Origin of the sequence: Guyparkeria hydrothermalis (assembly GCF_023555385.1) — a bacterium.
Lineage (GTDB): Bacteria > Pseudomonadota > Gammaproteobacteria > Halothiobacillales > Halothiobacillaceae > Guyparkeria > Guyparkeria hydrothermalis_A.
In genome coordinates, this window is sequence record NZ_JAJSED010000001.1 from 1,948,900 (window position 1) to 1,965,033 (window position 16,134).

The following is a 16,134-nucleotide window of genomic DNA, read 5'->3' on the forward strand; positions in this document are numbered from 1 at the left end:
CCCGACGCGCGGCGCGGATCAGCTGTTCTTGTTCTCGGAGGACTTCTCGGCGGTCTTTTCCTTGCCGGCCTCGATGGTCTCGCTCTCGATCACGCGGTTGGCGTTCGGTTGCTCGCCTTCCTTGTGCTCGAGGTTCTCGGCGCGCTTCTGCTCTTCCTCGTCCTTCTCGGACTCTTCCTTCACGGCCGACTTGAAGCCCTTGATGGCGCTACCGAGGTCGGTGCCGAGGTTCTTGAGGCGCTTGGTGCCGAACAGAAGCAGCACGATGGCGAGAATGATCAGCCAGTGCCAGATGCTAAAAGTACCCATGATCGCGATCTCCTACAGGTGTCCAGTCAATCTTGTGTGCGCCGCGCCTTTTCTTCAAGGCCCGACAGTCCGAAACGGCGGTCGAGCTCCGCGAGCACGTCCGCCGGGGTTTGGTTGGCATCGGCCAGCAGTACCAGGCTGTGGAACCACAGGTCGGCCATCTCGTTGATCAGTTCGTCGGGGTCGTCGCCCACCGCGGCAAGCGCGACCTCGACCCCCTCCTCGCCCACCTTCTGGGCGATCTTGGCCCGGCCCTTCTTGTACAGGCTGGCGACGTAGGAGCTGCCGGCATCGGCGCCCTTACGCTCCTCGAGCAGGGCGGCCAGCCGTTCGAGCACCTCGCTCGACGAGGCGGAAGAGGACGGGGAATCAGCCGTTGCCATAGATCGCTCCCGGAGATTTCTTCACCTCGTCGGCCACCTGCCAGCGGCCGTCCTTGAGGCGACGGTAGAAGCAGGACTCCCGTCCCGTGTGACAGGCGATGCCGCCGGCCTGTTCGATCGACAACAGCAGGACGTCGCCGTCGCAGTCAAGCCGGATCTCCCGCACCTTCTGAGTATGGCCGCTCTGCTCGCCCTTGTGCCAGAGCTTGCCGCGCGAGCGGGAGAAGTACACCGCCTCGCCCAGCTCGACGGTCTTCGCCACCGCCTCGCGGTTCATCCAGGCGAACATCATCACCCGGCCGCTCTCCGCGTCCTGCGCGATTGCCGGCACCAGTCCGTCGGCATCGAAGGCGATCGCCTCGATCCAGTCGGCGTTGGCGGTGGCCGGGGAATTTGCCTGGGAATCGGTCACTTGCGTGTCGTCGTGTAGCGGTGGGCGGGCGGCGCCGGAGTATATCAGGGATGCCGGGAAAACCGTCAGCGGCCCGGGGAAGGCCGGCCCGGTCAGTCCCGGACCTCGATGCCGGCCTCGGCCATGACCGCCTTGGCCTCATCGATGCTGTAGGTGCCGAAGTGGAAGATGCTCGCGGCCAGCACCGCGTCGGCGTGGCCTTCGGTGATGCCGTCGACCAGGTGCTGGAGGTTGCCCACGCCGCCGGAGGCGATCACCGGGATCGGCACGTTATCGCTGATGGTGCGGGTCAGTTCGAGGTCGAAGCCCTGCTGCATGCCGTCGCGATCCATGCTGGTCACCAGCAGTTCGCCGGCACCCAGGTCGGCCATGTACTTGGCCCACTTGATCGCGTCGAGACCGGTCGGATTGCGCCCGCCGTGGGTGAAGATTTCCCAGCGCGGCGGCTCGTCCTCGCCCGAGACGCGCCGGGCGTCGATGGCGACCACGATGCACTGCGAGCCGACCGCGTCGCTCATCTCCTTGATGCGTTCGGGATGGTGGACGGCGGCGGTGTTGATCGAGACCTTGTCGGCACCGGCATGCAGCAGCCGGCGGACGTCGTCGAGCGTGCGGATGCCGCCGCCGACGGTCAGCGGGATGAACACCTCGGCGGCGACCGCCTCGACCACGTGCTGCATGGTCTCGCGCCCCTCGTGGGAGGCGGAGATGTCGAGGAAGGTCAGCTCGTCGGCACCCGCCTGGTTGTAGCGGCGCGCCGCCTCGACCGGGTCGCCGGCGTCACGCAGGCCCTCGAACTGCACGCCCTTGACCACGCGGCCCTCGGCCACGTCCAGGCAGGGGATGATGCGCTTGGCAAGCCCCATGGCCTACTCGGAGAACGGCGGGATGCCCGCGCGGTCGTCAATGCGCTTCTGCGCTTCCTGCAGGTCGATGGTGCCCTCGTATAGCGCCCGGCCGATGATCGCGCCGGAGACGCCATCGTCGGCCGCCTCGATCAGGCGGTCGATGTCGTTCATGTCGGTCACGCCGCCGGAGGCGATCACCGGAACGCGCACCGAGGTGGCGAGCTTGCGAGTTGCCTCGATGTTCGCACCCTGCATCATGCCGTCGCGGGAGATGTCGGTGAACACGATCGCGGCCACGCCGTCCTGCTCGAAGCGCTGCGCCATGTCGTAGACGTCGTGGTGGGAGAGCTTCGACCAGCCGTCGATGGCGACCTTGTCGTCACGCGCGTCCAGGCCGACGATGATGTGGCCCGGGAAGGCGAGGCAGACGTCCTCGACGAAATGCGGCTCGGAGACGGCCTTGGTGCCGATGATCACGAACTCGACGCCCAGCTCGAGGTACTGCTCGATGGTCGCCTCGTCGCGGATGCCGCCGCCGACCTGGATCGGCAGGTCCGGGTAGGCCTCGCAGATGGCCTTGATGACCTCGCGGTTCTTGGGGCTGCCGGCGAAGGCACCGTCGAGATCGACCAGGTGCAGGCGTCGCGCGCCGGCCTCCACCCAGCGTCCGGCCACGGCGACCGGGTCGTCGGAAAAGACGGTGTCATCCTCCATGCGGCCCTGGCGCAGGCGCACGCATTTGCCTTCCTTCAGATCGATGGCGGGGATCAGGAGCATGGTTGGGGCGTCCTCGATACGCGTCTGTCGTTGTGCGATGCGGTCAGGACCACGGTCCGGACCAGCGGGTGAAATTGGCCAGAAGCTTGAGGCCGTCGTCGGCGCTCTTCTCCGGGTGCGCCTGGATGGCGAAGACGTAGTCATCGGCCAGTGCGGCGCAGTAGGTCAGGTCGTACTCCGCCGTTGCCACCTGCTGCGCCGGATCGGACAGATCGCAGTAGTAGCTGTGGACGAAGTAGAAGCGCGCGTCCTGACGGATGCCGTCGAGCAGCGGGTGCTCCTGCGTCTGGTGCAGCTGGTTCCAGCCCATCTGCGGCACCTTGAGCGCTTCGTTCTCCGGGCGGAAGCGGCGTACCTGGCCGGGAAACCAGCCGAGCAGGTCCACGCCGTCGTTCTCCTCGGAGCGGTCGAGCAGCACCTGCATGCCCATGCAGATGCCGAGAAACGGGCGGGTCCGCGCCGCCTCGCGCAGGGCCTCGGGCAGGTTGCGCTCGCGCAGCGCGGTCATGCACTGGGCGGCCGCGCCCTGGCCGGGGAAGACCACACGCTCGGACTCCAGGATTACCTCCGGGGCATCGGTCAGCACCACGTGGGCACCATCCGGGGCTACGTGCTCGATGGCCTTGACCACCGAGCGCAGGTTGCCCATGCCGTAGTCGACGACCGCGATTTGCATATCAGAGCGAGCCCTTGGTCGAGGGGATCACGTCCGCCTGGCGCTCGTCGGCGCTCAGTGCCATGCGCAGCGCCCGACCGAAGGCCTTGAACATGGTCTCGGCCTGGTGATGCGCATTGCGCCCACGGATGTTATCGACGTGCAGCGTGGCGTTGGCGTGGTTGACGAAGCCGCGGAAGAACTCCTCGACCAGCTCGGTCTCGAAGCGGCCGATCAGCGAGCGGGTGAAGTCGCAGTGGAATTCCAGCCCGGGACGGCCGGACAGATCGATCACCACGCGCGACAACGCCTCGTCCAGCGGCACGTAGGCGTGCCCGTAACGGTAGATGCCGCGCTTGTCGCCGACGGCCTTCGTCACCGCCTGGCCGAGCACGATGCCGCAGTCCTCGACGGTGTGGTGGTCGTCGATCTCGGTGTCGCCGTCGCAGGTCAGCGTGATGTCGATCAGCCCGTGCCGGGCGATCTGGTCGAGCATGTGCTCGAAGAAAGGCACGCCGGTCTGGAGCCGGGCCTTGCCCTCGCCGTCGAGGTTGATCTCGAGCGAGATGCGGGTCTCGTTGGTTTCGCGTCGGATCTGCGCAGTACGTGCGGCCATGGTCGGTTCGCGTCTCGGGCGGATTGGCTATGGGGTCTCGGAAATCGGTTCCCGAACCGGGAGCATACAATGCCCGCCGCGGCACGTCAGCCTTTCGGCGGAAAACGTCGTCTGCCGGCTCTCTCGAGTCCGCCCGTGACGGGGTTGACCGCGCGGCGATTTTGCCGTTAAATGCGCAACCTCGTTGCCCGGCGGGCCTGCCCGTCATCCCTCAGTTGCCGGCAACGAAGAACCGATTTGGCCAGATAGCTCAGTTGGTAGAGCAGGGGATTGAAAATCCCCGTGTCGGGGGTTCGATTCCCTCTCTGGCCACCATGACATGAAGACCCCGGGTCCCGACGGATCCGGGGTCTTTCTCGTTCCGGGGCACTCGCGTGTTCGCGTTATGCTGCCCGTCCGGCACGACGAAGGCTTTGCATGCGCAAGATCATCCACGTCGACATGGATGCGTTCTACGCGTCGGTCGAGCAGCGAGACCGGCCCGAGCTGCGCGGCCGGCCGGTGGTGGTCGGCGGCGATCCGGCTGGCCGGGGCGTGGTCGCCGCGGCGAGCTACGAGGCCCGCCGCTTCGGCATCCGCTCGGCGATGCCTGCCGCGCGTGCCGCCCGCGCCTGCCCCGAGGCGGTGTTTCTGCGGCCGCGCTTCGACGTCTACCGGGCCGTGTCTCGCCAGATCCACGGCATCTTCCGTCGCTACACCGATCGTATCGAACCGCTGTCGCTCGACGAGGCCTACCTCGACGTGACCGAGACGCCTGCCTGTCGTGGTTCGGCGACCCTGATGGCGCGCGAGATCAAGGCGGCGATTCTCGATGCGACCGGTCTGGTCGCATCGGCCGGGGTTTCCTACAACAAGTTCCTCGCTAAGCTGGCCTCCGATTTCGACAAGCCCGACGGGCTGTACGTGATCGACCCGGCCGCGGCCGAGGCTTTCGTCGACCAGTTGCCAGTCGGTGATTTCCACGGTGTCGGGCCGGCCACCGAGCGACGCATGCGGCATCACGGTATCGAGACCGGACGCGATCTGCGCCGCCATGCGTTGCACGAATTGGTCGATTGGTTCGGCAAGGCCGGTCGTCACTACTACTCGATCGCGCGCGGCATCGACGAGCGGCCAGTGGTCAGTCAGCGGATCCGCAAGTCGCTCGGCCACGAGACCACCTTTGCCAGCGACCTGGGTGATCGCGTGGCCGTCGATGCCGCTGTGGTGCCGCTGGCCGAACGGGTGGCGGCCGACCTCGCCGGCCGGGAACTGACCGCCCGCACGGTTACCCTCAAGGTGAAGTACGCCGATTTCGTCCAAATTACGCGCCGCCAGACCTTCGGCCGCCCCCTCTCCGCGGCGACCGAGCTGGTCGAGGCCCTGCGCCCCCTGCTGGATGCCACCGAGGTCGGGCGACGACCGGTGAGATTGCTGGGCGTGACCTGCTCGTCGCTGGAGGCCCGCGGCCCGGTTACGCTGGGCGAGCTTGACCTGGGATGGGCGGGCGATTCGCCCGGCGACCGGCTATCGTCCGATTCATGATTCCCCTGTCCGCCTGCCCGGGAGCGCCCGATGTTGCTTGAAACCAGCCTGCTGACCGTCTTTCTGGCGGCCCTCGTCACTGCGTTGGCGACCGGGCTGGGGGCGATTCCTCTCGCCATCGTCCGGCAGTTCAGTGTCTGGTGGACGAGTCTGGGGGCGGCCGTGGCCGCCGGGTTGATGCTCGCTGCGAGTCACAGCCTTGTGGTCGAGGGAGCGCCCGAGGGGGCGTGGTTGGTGCTTGTCGGCATGGCCTCCGGCCTGGGGTTGGTGGTGCTGGCGGATCGCTGGATCGACCGGGCAGACGCTCCCGGTGTCGGTGACCTCAAGGGCGCGGATGCCCGCAAGGCGTTGCTGATCGTCGGGGTGATGACCGCCCACTCGTTCGCCGAGGGCGTCGGCGTCGGGGTGGCGTTCGGCGGCGGCCAGGAGCTCGGCACGTTCATCACTGTCGCGATCGCGGTGCACAACATCCCCGAGGGGCTGGCGATCGCGCTGGTGCTGGTGCCCCGGGGGGTGCCGGTCTGGCAGGCCGCCTGGTGGGCCGTGTTTTCCAGCCTGCCCCAGCCGCTCATGGCGATCCCGGCCTACCTGTTCGTCACGACGTTCGAGCCGTTCCTGCCGATCGGGCTGGGGCTGGCGGCCGGGGCGATGATCTGGATGGTGCTGGCCGAAATGCTGCCGGATGCCCTGAGGCACCTCTCGTCCCGGGCGGTAGGGGCGTCCGTGGTGCTGGCCTTCATGGTCATGCTGGCCTTTCAGCTACTCATCGCCCGCTAGGCCGTGCATATGGTTTCATGCTGATGATCGAATATTTCTTTCCTAGGATATTTTCCCTGAGAAATCAGTCACAAGGCATGTGGCTTAACGATTGAATTTGCCCCGGTTCGGGGGCATGCTTATCCTCCGAATCGGAGTAGAACGAGGACAGGGACCATGGCATCCAAGCAAACCTTTGGCATGCGCCGTCTGGCGCGTGCCGTGACATTTTCCCTGGTGGCCGGCGGCCTGACCGTGCCGCTGGCCGGCATGGCCGCGGATGTGCCGGCTGCCGTCACGCAGGACCTTTACGAAAAGGGCGGCGTCGAGCACTGGCTGCCCAAGGCCGAGGACGGCGAGATCTTCGCCCAATACGTGCTCGGTCACATGTACTGCACCGGCAAGAAGGTCGAGCAGGACTACGAGAAGGGCCTGCGCTGGTACCGTGCCGCGGCCGAAGCGGGGTTCGCCCCCAGCGAGCTGGCGGTCGGCACTCTCTACTTCGAGGGTCAGGGCACCGATCGTGATGTGGCCGAGGCGGCGCGCTGGTTCGAGCGTGCAGCGGAGAAGGGCTACGCGCGTGCCCAGAGCAACCTCGCGGCCCTCTACCTGGGCGGTGACGGCATCGAGGCCGATTACGACAAGGCACTGCACTGGTACGGCGAGGCCGCCTCCCAGGGGCACATGGTCGCTCGCTACAACCTGGCCATGATGTATGCCCACGGGCTGGGCATGGACGAGCCGGACTACATCGCGGCATATGGCCTGTTGAGCCCGATGGTGGAGAACGGCCATCGCGCGGCTACCGAGCTGATGGAGTCGTTTGCCGGCGAGATGGACAAGGAGGAGCTGGCCGCAGCGCGTGATCTGTCCAAGAAGCTGCGCGAACAGGACAGCATGCAGGTCGCGCTCGACGAGCGGTCGGCACGGCGCTGAGCGAGGCCCCTTGCCGAAAGTCGAACGGCGCCTGCGGGCGCCGTTTTTTTTGGTCGATCAGAGCAGCGGCGAGGTGAGCCGGGCGATGTTCTGCAGCAGGATGCGCCCACGTCCGCGCAGCGCCCAGTGTTCCGCAGCCAGCGGCTGGCAGACGCGCCGGTAGACCTCGATCTGGTCGGCAAAGCGAGCGGCGGTCTCGCTCGAATAGCAGAGCAGGCCGAATTCGGCATTGATCAGCGACGAGCGCACGTCGAGATTGGCGCTGCCGACCAGTGACAGGCGCCCGTCGCAGAGCGTGATCTTGCTGTGCAGCAGCTTCGACGGATGCCGGCGGATGCGCACGCCCGATTCGAGCAACTCGTCGAAATACGACTCCTGCGCCAGCTGCACCAGCGGGTGGTCGAGTTCGGCCGGCAGGATCAGCTCGCAATGCACGCCGCGCCGGGCCGCGGTCTTCAGCGCATCGAGCGTCGACTCGTCCGGGACGAAATACGGCGTCACGATCTCGAGCCGCTCGGTCGCGGCATGAATCAGTCCCAGCAGGAGCTGCTGCAGCAGCGGTTCCGGATACTCGGGCCCGCTGGGCAGCCCGATGCACGATTCGTGACCGGCCGTCTCCGGGTCCGGAAAATGGGTCTCGGTGTCGAGCAGGATGCCGGTCTCCAGATGCCAGTCGCCGGCGAAGACCGCCTGCAGCTCCAGTACCACCGGCCCTTCGATCCGCATCATCAGGTCCTCGTAGATGCGCCCCGGTTTGAATTCCGGATCGACCAGGTTCATCGAGCCCGCGTACCCCAGTCGTCCGTCGATGACCACCAGCTTGCGGTGGTTGCGCAGATCGAAACGGGCCGACTTGCGCGGCAGCTTGCTGCGCGGGAAGGCCTGACCGATCTCGATACCCATGCGCGCCAGTGCCTTGAGGTGGCGCATCCCTTCCTTGGAGCCGAAATCGTCGACGATTAGCCGCACGGTCACGCCTCGCGCGGCGGCGCGTTCGAGGGCGTCGAACACGGAGCGCGTCGCTGGGTCGATCGCCGCGATGTAGAAGGTCAGGTGGACGTGAAGGCGGGCGGCGTCGATTTCCTGTACCAGCTCGGCGGCGAAGGTCTCCATCGAGTCGATCAGGCCGATGCGGTTGCCGTCGAACAGCGGGAACTGCCGCCAGCGACGCACCATCTGGTCGACGGCAGCGAAGCGGGCCGGCAGGTTGCCGCTGCCCTGCGGTTCGGCGCGTGCCAGGCGCTCGGTGATCGGGCGCAGGGTCTCGGCCAGCCGGGCGATCTTCTCGCTGCGCTCGTGCGAGATGCGTGGACGGCCGACCAGTAGGTACATCACCAGGCCGACGATCGGCAGGAAGAACAGCAGGAGCAGCCAGGCCGTGGCGGCCGTCGGCGGCCGGCGCAGCGGCACGATGAACAGGGCGGCCAGCCGGATCGTCCATTCGATCAGGAAGTAGAGCTGGGCGGCCGGTGAGTCGAGCGGGGACATCAGCGCTTGCCGCCCCCGGACGCGCGCGCCAGCACCCGGTCCATGGCGCGCGTGGTCAGCAGTCGCTTGAGCACGCCGAACAGGTAGGTCGGCACGGTTACCGGGTAGCGGGCCTTCGGCCGCCGGGCCTCGATGGCGTGGATCAGCCGGCGCACCACGGCCTCGGGCGGCAGCGTGAACGGGGCGGCCGGGCCCGGTTTGCGCAGCCGTTCGAGCTGGCGTTCGTAGGCCTCCCGGTGCACCGAGTGCGGCCAGTCGATATTGGCCTCGAAGGCCCGCTGGGCGTTGGCGCGAAAGCGCGAGCTGATCGGGCCGGGCTCGATCAGCGAGACCTCGATGCCGCTGCCGGCCAGTTCCAGACGCATCGTGTCGCTGATGCCTTCCAGGGCGAACTTGGAGGCGACGTAGGCGCCGCGGAAGGCCAGGGCACTGACGCCAAGCACCGAGCTGTTCTGCACGATCCGGCCGAAGCCGGCCTCGCGCATCGCCGGGATGACGAGGTTGGTCAGCTCCACCGTGCCCAGCAGGTTGGTTTCGAGTTGGGCGCGCAGGGTGTCGCGACCGAGGTCTTCCACCGCGCCCGGTTGGCCGTAGGCGCCGTTATTGAAGAGCACCTCGAACGGACCACCGGCCAACTGCTCGGCTGCCGCCAGCCCCTCGCGGATCGAGGCCGGGTCATCGAGATCCAGGCGGACGGCCGGGATGTGCTCATGGGGCCAGGCGGCGAGGTCGTCGGCCCCACGCATGCTCGCGACCACGTGATGTCCGCGTTCGGCAAGCTGTTCGGCGGCGCATCGGCCGATACCGGACGAGCAGCCGGTGATCAGCACGCGGCGTGGGACGGAGGCTAGGCGGGGTCGCGACAAGGGGAATCTCCTTTTGCGTGAGTGACCGGCATGATTGCGCCTGAGTTCACAGCACTTATACTCCGGACTCAATCCGAATCACATGAATACCAGAGACGAGGTGAGGTTGCATGGCATTCGAGAATCAGACGGCCGTCCAGACGGGGGTCGATCGGCTCGAGACCCACAAGGTCATCCGCAACACCTACATGATGCTGTCGCTGACGCTGCTGTTCTCGGCAGTAATGGCGACCGTTTCCCTGCTTGCCGGCGTGCCCGGCTGGACATCGCTGGTCAGCCTCGGGGCGGCACTGGTGCTGATCTGGTTCGTGCTGCCGCGCACTGCCCACACCGGCGCGGGGCTCGCGGTGGTCTTCGGCATCACCGGCCTGTTGGGCTTCGGCCTCGGCCCGATGCTGAGCCAGTATCTCGCCCTGCCGAACGGCGGGCAGATCGTGATGACAGCGCTGGGCGGTACCGGCGCGATCTTCCTCGGCCTGTCCGGCTACGCGCTGGTCTCGCGGCGTGACTTCTCGTTCATGGGCGGTTTCCTGGTCGTCGGTCTGGTGGTCGTGCTCGCCGCCATGCTCGGTAACCTGTTCCTCGAGATCCCGGCGCTGTCGATGGCGATCTCCGCGGCGGTCGTGCTGCTGATGAGCGGCTTTATCCTCTACGACACCGGCCGCATGGTGAACGGCGGCGAGGACAACTACCTGCTGCTGACCGTCAGCCTGTACCTGAACATCTTCAACCTGTTCGTCCACCTGCTCAGCCTGCTGGGGATGAGCCAGAACGACTGACAGACGTCACGAGCGAACGACGGCCCCTTGGCGACAAGGGGCCTTTTTTTGCCTCGTTATTTTTGCTCGGGTGCTTGCCACCCGGGCTTTCCGACCGGAGGGCCGCCGATGGACCTGTGGATGAAAATCGGCATGGCGGTGTTGCTCGGCGCCGTGCTGCTGTTCCTGATCCCCCGCATCAAGCCGATGATGGCGGCCAGCCGCAAGGGCTCGCGCGAGGAATGGCTCGGCGTGGCGTTGGTGCTGCTGGCCGTGGCCGGGTTCGTGGCGTTCCTGATGAGCACGCTGTAGCTGCCGATCGCCGCCCGGCAACCCGACGATCGGAGTCGGTGGGGTCAAGTTTCCATGACGTGTGTCGATAACCCGTTTTATCCGCAAGGGGTGTGCGGGTATCCGTCCGCGCTGTAAGTGCCGTCATGGGGCAGGAGAACGCAATGCTTGCTTGGCTGAACCGATTCAGTTTGTCGCAGAAGAACATGGTGGGGTTCGGGTTGATCCTGGCCCTGATGATGGGGATCGCCGTGCTGACCATGGTCAACATGAGCAAGGTCGCCGGCCAGGTGGAAGAGGTGGTCGAGCGCGGCCAGCCGGCCGCCTTTGCCGCCGACACGATCCGCATCCAGGTCGAGCGCGCCGTCGGGGCGCTGGGCTTCTACCTGCAAAGTCAACGCGACGAGGATCTGGCGCGTTTCCGTGATGCGCTGGAGAGGGTCGAGGCCGCGCGCCAGACGCTGGCCCAGTACCGGGGTGACAGCGGCAACGAACTCGGTCAGCGCATCGACGACTTCGCGGCGACGGCCGAGAAGATCATCGCGATCTCCGGTGACGAGGCGGCCAACAATCCCGGCATGCAGTACGCCAACGTCAACGCCAACCCGTTGCAGCGGGAAATCGCGGGGTTGTTGGGTCAGCTGCTCAACGCCGAGCAGAACGCCGATGCCAGCCGCTATTCGCGTCGTCAGCTCGTGATCGACCTCGCGCGTCTGCAGGCGGATTGGGGCAACGTGGTGGCGAGCCTGCGCGGATTCATCTCTTTCCGTGCGCCCGCCATGCGAAAGAACTTCGACCTCTACGCCACCCAGGCGATAGAGCGCGCCGAGAAGATCGCGCAGGACTACGACTACCTGCTGACCTTCGAGCAGCTCGACGCGGTCGAACAGCTCAACGAGAAGCTGCCGAAGTTCGTTGCGGCCGCCGATCATGCCTTCGATATCCACGCTTCGGAGAAGTGGCGCATGGATGCCTATCTCGTTCGCACCGAGCTCACCCCGATCTTCAAACGGATCGAGCAGGACGTGGAGTCGATCGTGCAGCGCGAGCGTCGCGAGATCGCCGAGCGATCGGACAGTTTGCTCGCTGCGCTGGAATCGACCAGCAACTGGCAGATCGGCGCGGTGGTCGCCGGGATTGTGGTAGTCGGTCTGCTGGCGTGGCTCTCGGTGCTGACCATCTCGCGTCCGCTGCAGCGGATCGCCGGTCGCATGCACGACATCGCCGAGGGCGACGGCGATCTGACCCAGCGTCTGCCGGCCGACGGCAACGACGAAATCGCCCAGGTGGGTGCGGCGTTCAACACCTTCGCCGACACCGCGCAGAACCTGGTGCGCGAGGTCGCCCGCTCGTCCGCGGCGATGACCGAGGCCTCCGAGAGCCTCGAGCGCGCCTCGCGCCGGGGCCGGGAAGGCGCCGAGCGCGAGGAGTCGGCGATCGACTCGCTGGTGACCGGTATGGGTCAGACCCTGGAGGCCGCCGAGGAGGTGGCCCGTGGGGCCGAGGAGGCGAGCTCCGCGGTCCAGCAGGCGAATCGCCAGCTGCACGACGGTCTGGGCCGAGTGAACGGCAGTGCCCGCAACGCCGAGGAGCTCGACGAGGTGCTGACGCGCGCCGAGGGCATCGTTTCCAACCTCTCCGAGCAGTCGCAGTCGATCGGCAAGGTGCTCGACGTGATCGGTGCGATCGCCGAGCAGACCAACCTGCTGGCACTGAACGCGGCGATCGAGGCGGCCCGTGCCGGCGAGCAGGGTCGCGGCTTCGCCGTGGTCGCCGAAGAGGTGCGCTCTCTTGCCAACCGCACGCAGGACTCGACCCGCGAGATCACCGACATCATCGCCCGCCTGCGCGAGGGTGCCGCCGAGGCGGTCGAGGCCATGACCACCGGTCGCGAGGTGAGCAACAAGAGCCTCGAGGCGGTGACTGACGCCGACCGGATGCTCAACGAGATCGCCTCCGCGTTCGAGCGTCTCGAGGACATGAGCACCCGTATCGCCGCCGCAGCCGAGGAGCAGACCGCCGTCTCCGGCGAGATGAAGACCAGCATCGAGCACATGAGCGCGACCACCACGGACAACGCCCATGCGGCCCAGGAAACCGCGTCGGCCGGCGACTCGGTGGCCCGCAACGCCCACGAGCTCTCGCGGCTGGTGAGCAAGTTCAACACCGGCTGACGCGTCCGGCGCCTCAGTTGATGTTCACGTCGCCCGGGCTTCCCGGGCGATTTCGTTTGTGGTCATCGGCGAGGGTCGTTCCGGTCTAGGCTTGGGCGTAGAATGCTGCTCATATCCCGCATGCCGCCCGGCATGAAGACGGCCCGATGGCCAAGGAGATCGGAATGCGTGCTACCGCCTACCTGCTTGCGCTGGGACTGCTGCTGCCGTTCTGGGGGCTGGCCCTGCTGGCCTGGCTGGGCCCGTCCGCGTGGGTCGGTGCGTCGCTGGACGCCCTGTCCGCCTATGCCGCGGTGATGCTCGGCTTTCTCGGCGCGATCCACTGGGGCGTGGTGCTGGCGACCACCCCGGCCGAGCGGGCCCTGCTGGTCGGTGACGCGCGCCATCGCCTGGCCTGGGGGGCGTTGCTGGTGCTGGCCGCCTGGATCGTGGCGATGCTGCCCTGGGCGGTGCTCTCCCTGTCGCTGCTGTTCCTGCTGCTGGTGGTGTCCTGGCAGATCGACCGGCACTGGCTCGACAACCTGCCGGTGGGCTGGTCCTATCAGCGGCTGCGCCAGTGGTTCACGCTGCTGGCGGCGGTGGCCCTGCTGGCGGCCATAGCCTCCTGGCTGCGACCGCTGATCCCCGGGGGTGGGGCATGAGCGAACAGCCGGAGACCTCCGAGGCGGACGGCAAGTCCGGGAAGGGCGGTCGCTTCCTCACCCTGCGCCGCTGGCTGATTGCCGGCATCCTGGTCTGGGCGCCGCTGGCGGTCACCTTCTGGGTGGTCAACGCCCTGATTTCCTTCATGGACAAGAGCATCGTGCTGCTGCCGCCGGCCTATCGGCCCGAGGCCCTGCTGGGCTTCGAACTGCCCGGCATGGGGGCGTTCTTCGCCGTGCTGATCGTGCTGCTGACCGGGGCGCTGGTGGCCAACATCCTCGGCCGCAGTCTGATCCACGCCTGGGAGCGACTGCTCAACCGGATTCCGCTGGTGCGCAGTATCTATTCGGCGGTCAAGCAGGTGGTCGAGACCTTCGTCTCGCAGGACTCGCGCTCGTTTCGCCAGGTCGTCCTGGTGGAGTACCCGCGGCGCAACGCGTGGTCGATCGCCTTCGTCTCCGGCGAGCCGATCGGCGAGGTGCAGGACCGTACCGACGAGCACCTGGTGACACTGTTCGTGCCCACCGCGCCCAACCCGACGTCGGGCTTCGTGATCATGGTGCCGCGCACCGAGGTGATCAAGCTCAACATGACCGTCGAGGAGGGCTTCCGCATGGTGGTCTCGCTCGGCGTGGTGGTGCCGCCCCGCCGAGACGGCGACGGTCGGCTGCTTGATACCCCGCCGCCCGAGCCCTACCTGGGCGGGAACCGGTCCCCCGAACCTCGCGACGAGGCGTGACTCCCGCCGGCAGCGCTCGAAAAATCCCGCGGCTGGCGCTACCATAGCGGGCTTTTCACCAAGACGGGTTTGATGACAATGCCGATGCGGACACACACCTGCGGACAAGTCGACCAGGCGCTGCTCGACCAGGAAATCGAGCTGGTCGGTTGGGTCAACCGACGCCGTGACCACGGCGGCGTGATCTTCGTCGACCTGCGCGACCGCGATGGTCTGGTGCAGGTGGTGTTCGATCCGGACGACCCGGAGATGTTCGCGGTCGCCGAGACGCTGCGCAACGAATTTGTCATCCAGGTGCGCGGCCGGGTGCGCAATCGCCCCGCGGGCACCGAGAACCCCAATATCCGTTCCGGCCAGATCGAGGTGCTCGGTTTGTCGCTGAACGTGCTCAACCGCTCCGAGCCGCTGCCCTTCCAGCTCGACGACGAGCGGGTCTCCGAGGACGTGCGCCTGCGCTACCGCTACCTCGACCTGCGCCGCCCAGAGATGCTCGAGCGTCTGCGCCTGCGTCACCGCGTCACCAGCGCCATGCGCCGCTTCCTCGACGATGCCGGCTTCATCGACGTCGAGACCCCGGTGCTCACCAAGGCCACCCCGGAGGGCGCGCGCGATTACCTGGTGCCCTCGCGCACCCATCCGGGCGAGTTCTTCGCCCTGCCGCAGTCGCCGCAGCTGTTCAAGCAGCTGCTGATGGTCTCGGGCCTGGAGCGCTACTACCAGATCGTCAAGTGCTTCCGTGACGAGGACCTGCGCGCCGACCGTCAGCCGGAGTTCACCCAGCTCGACATGGAGATGAGCTTCGCCGACGAAGAAATGACCATGGGGCTGATCGAGAACATGATGCGCCATCTGTTCATCGAGACGGTCGAGGTGCCGCTGCACGACCCGCTGCCGCGCCTGACCTGGCACGAGGCCATGCGCCGCTTCGGCTCCGACAAGCCGGACCTGCGCATCCCGCTCGAGCTGGTCGACGTCGCCGATCTGGTCAAGGACGTCGACTTCAAAGTCTTCTCTGGCCCGGCCAACGACCCGCGCGGGCGCGTCGCCGCGCTGCACGTGCCGCAGGGCGGCAAGATGCCGCGCAGCCAGATCGACGATTACACCAAGTACGTCTCGATCTTCGGCGCCAAGGGGCTGGCCTACGTCAAGGTCAACGACGCGGCCGCCGGTCGCGAGGGCCTGCAGTCGCCGATCCTCAAGTTCCTCACCGACGAGGCGATCGCCGGCATCATGGAGCGCACCGGCGCGGCCGACGGCGACCTGATCTTCTTCGGCGCGGACAAGACCAAGGTGGTCAACGAAGCGCTGGGCGCGCTGCGCGTGCGTCTTGGCCACGACCTCGACATGGTCGAGCACGGCTTCAAGGCGCTGTGGGTGGTCGACTTCCCGATGTTCGAATACGACGAGAAGGACAAGCGCCTCTACGCCCTGCACCACCCGTTCACTGCGCCGCATCCGGACGACGTCGACAAGCTCGACTCCGACCCGGAGAACGTCCGTTCGCGTGCCTACGACTTCGTCCTGAACGGCTACGAGCTGGGCGGCGGTTCCGTGCGTATCCACGACCCGGAGATGCAGCAGCGCGTGTTCAAGCACCTCGGCATCGACGAGGAGGAGGCGCAGGAGAAGTTCGGCTTCCTGCTCGACGCGCTCAAGTTCGGCGCGCCGCCCATGGCCGGCGTGGCCTTCGGTCTCGACCGCATCGCCATGCTGATGAGCGGCGCGACCTCGATCCGCGACGTGATCGCCTTCCCGAAGACCCAGTCGGCGTCCTGCATGCTCACCGACGCGCCGGGCGAGATCGACCCGGCCGCGCTGCGCGAGCTGTCGATCCGCGTGCGCCTGCCGCCCAAGGAAGACAAGGGCTGAGCGACACCCCGTCCTTGCAATCGGTGCTGCCGTCTATAGTCATGGATGGCAGACGTGCCCTGTTCGTTGGCCGCCGGGGCAGCCCGGCGCG

General features: G+C 67.0%; 18 protein-coding genes and 1 tRNA gene. 10 read left to right on the forward strand and 9 right to left on the reverse strand.

The window, feature by feature from the left end:
• Window positions 1–18: 18 nt before the first annotated feature.
• The 7 genes from tatA to hisB form a co-directional block, all read right to left on the reverse strand.
• The gene (tatA, locus tag LV476_RS09085; RefSeq protein WP_250075407.1) at window positions 19–309 is read right to left on the reverse strand and encodes a Sec-independent protein translocase subunit TatA; all 291 of its coding nucleotides are present in this window, start codon (window positions 307–309) and stop codon (window positions 19–21) included.
• Between the two features lie 26 nt (window positions 310–335).
• Window positions 336–692 carry a phosphoribosyl-ATP diphosphatase gene (locus LV476_RS09090; protein ID WP_250075408.1) on the reverse strand — a complete coding sequence of 119 codons (357 nt, stop codon included), beginning with the start codon at window positions 690–692 and terminating at the stop codon, window positions 336–338.
• Window positions 679–1,104: a phosphoribosyl-AMP cyclohydrolase gene (gene hisI, locus LV476_RS09095; protein WP_250075409.1), complete on the reverse strand. Its 426-nt coding sequence runs from the start codon at window positions 1,102–1,104 to the stop codon at window positions 679–681. The genes LV476_RS09090 and hisI overlap by 14 nt, the downstream gene beginning before the upstream one ends.
• A gap of 92 nt (window positions 1,105–1,196) precedes the next feature.
• Window positions 1,197–1,970 carry an imidazole glycerol phosphate synthase subunit HisF gene (gene hisF, locus LV476_RS09100; RefSeq protein WP_250075410.1) on the reverse strand — a complete coding sequence of 258 codons (774 nt, stop codon included), beginning with the start codon at window positions 1,968–1,970 and terminating at the stop codon, window positions 1,197–1,199.
• A gap of 3 nt (window positions 1,971–1,973) precedes the next feature.
• On the reverse strand, window positions 1,974–2,729 hold the full coding sequence (gene hisA / locus LV476_RS09105) for a 1-(5-phosphoribosyl)-5-[(5-phosphoribosylamino)methylideneamino]imidazole-4-carboxamide isomerase (protein WP_250075411.1): 756 nt from the start codon (window positions 2,727–2,729) through the stop codon (window positions 1,974–1,976).
• 43 nt (window positions 2,730–2,772) lie between these two features.
• Window positions 2,773–3,405 carry an imidazole glycerol phosphate synthase subunit HisH gene (hisH, locus tag LV476_RS09110; RefSeq protein WP_250075412.1) on the reverse strand — a complete coding sequence of 211 codons (633 nt, stop codon included), beginning with the start codon at window positions 3,403–3,405 and terminating at the stop codon, window positions 2,773–2,775.
• Between the two features lies 1 nt (window position 3,406).
• On the reverse strand, window positions 3,407–4,000 hold the full coding sequence (gene hisB, locus LV476_RS09115) for an imidazoleglycerol-phosphate dehydratase HisB (protein ID WP_250075413.1): 594 nt from the start codon (window positions 3,998–4,000) through the stop codon (window positions 3,407–3,409).
• Between the two features lie 239 nt (window positions 4,001–4,239).
• Between hisB and LV476_RS09120 the strand changes: the two genes are divergently transcribed.
• From LV476_RS09120 to LV476_RS09135, 4 genes are all read left to right on the forward strand, one after another.
• Window positions 4,240–4,315: transfer RNA gene (locus tag LV476_RS09120), tRNA-Phe, on the forward strand.
• 102 nt (window positions 4,316–4,417) lie between these two features.
• The gene (gene dinB, locus LV476_RS09125; protein WP_250075414.1) at window positions 4,418–5,524 is read left to right on the forward strand and encodes a DNA polymerase IV; all 1,107 of its coding nucleotides are present in this window, start codon (window positions 4,418–4,420) and stop codon (window positions 5,522–5,524) included.
• Window positions 5,525–5,554: 30 nt separating this feature from the next.
• A complete protein-coding gene (locus tag LV476_RS09130; RefSeq protein ID WP_250075415.1) occupies window positions 5,555–6,301 on the forward strand; it encodes a ZIP family metal transporter in 747 nt (248 codons plus the stop codon).
• 156 nt (window positions 6,302–6,457) lie between these two features.
• Complete coding sequence (locus LV476_RS09135) at window positions 6,458–7,216, forward strand: tetratricopeptide repeat protein (protein WP_250075416.1); 759 nt, start codon at window positions 6,458–6,460, stop codon at window positions 7,214–7,216.
• 57 nt (window positions 7,217–7,273) lie between these two features.
• Here the strand turns inward: LV476_RS09135 and cls are convergent, their stop codons facing one another.
• Both cls and LV476_RS09145 read right to left on the reverse strand, forming a co-directional pair.
• Window positions 7,274–8,704 carry a cardiolipin synthase gene (gene cls, locus LV476_RS09140; protein WP_250075417.1) on the reverse strand — a complete coding sequence of 477 codons (1,431 nt, stop codon included), beginning with the start codon at window positions 8,702–8,704 and terminating at the stop codon, window positions 7,274–7,276.
• Complete coding sequence (locus LV476_RS09145) at window positions 8,704–9,570, reverse strand: SDR family NAD(P)-dependent oxidoreductase (protein WP_250075418.1); 867 nt, start codon at window positions 9,568–9,570, stop codon at window positions 8,704–8,706. The genes cls and LV476_RS09145 overlap by 1 nt, the downstream gene beginning before the upstream one ends.
• A gap of 110 nt (window positions 9,571–9,680) precedes the next feature.
• Here LV476_RS09145 and LV476_RS09150 point away from each other — a divergent pair, with 110 nt between their 5' ends.
• From LV476_RS09150 to aspS, 6 genes are all read left to right on the forward strand, one after another.
• Entirely contained in the window at window positions 9,681–10,349 is a 669-nt protein-coding gene (locus tag LV476_RS09150) for a Bax inhibitor-1/YccA family protein (protein WP_250075421.1), read from the forward strand.
• Window positions 10,350–10,457: 108 nt separating this feature from the next.
• The gene (locus LV476_RS09155; protein ID WP_250075422.1) at window positions 10,458–10,640 is read left to right on the forward strand and encodes a hypothetical protein; all 183 of its coding nucleotides are present in this window, start codon (window positions 10,458–10,460) and stop codon (window positions 10,638–10,640) included.
• Between the two features lie 143 nt (window positions 10,641–10,783).
• On the forward strand, window positions 10,784–12,793 hold the full coding sequence (locus LV476_RS09160) for a methyl-accepting chemotaxis protein (RefSeq protein WP_250075424.1): 2,010 nt from the start codon (window positions 10,784–10,786) through the stop codon (window positions 12,791–12,793).
• Between the two features lie 164 nt (window positions 12,794–12,957).
• Window positions 12,958–13,434, forward strand: coding sequence for a DUF3429 domain-containing protein (locus tag LV476_RS09165; RefSeq protein ID WP_250075426.1), 477 nt, complete (start codon window positions 12,958–12,960; stop codon window positions 13,432–13,434).
• A complete protein-coding gene (locus LV476_RS09170) occupies window positions 13,431–14,174 on the forward strand; it encodes a DUF502 domain-containing protein (RefSeq protein ID WP_250075429.1) in 744 nt (247 codons plus the stop codon). Before LV476_RS09165 ends, LV476_RS09170 begins: the two co-directional genes overlap by 4 nt.
• Window positions 14,175–14,258: 84 nt before the next feature.
• Window positions 14,259–16,043, forward strand: a complete 1,785-nt coding sequence (gene aspS / locus LV476_RS09175; protein ID WP_250076312.1) for an aspartate--tRNA ligase — start codon at window positions 14,259–14,261, stop codon at window positions 16,041–16,043.
• Window positions 16,044–16,134: the final 91 nt, after the last annotated feature.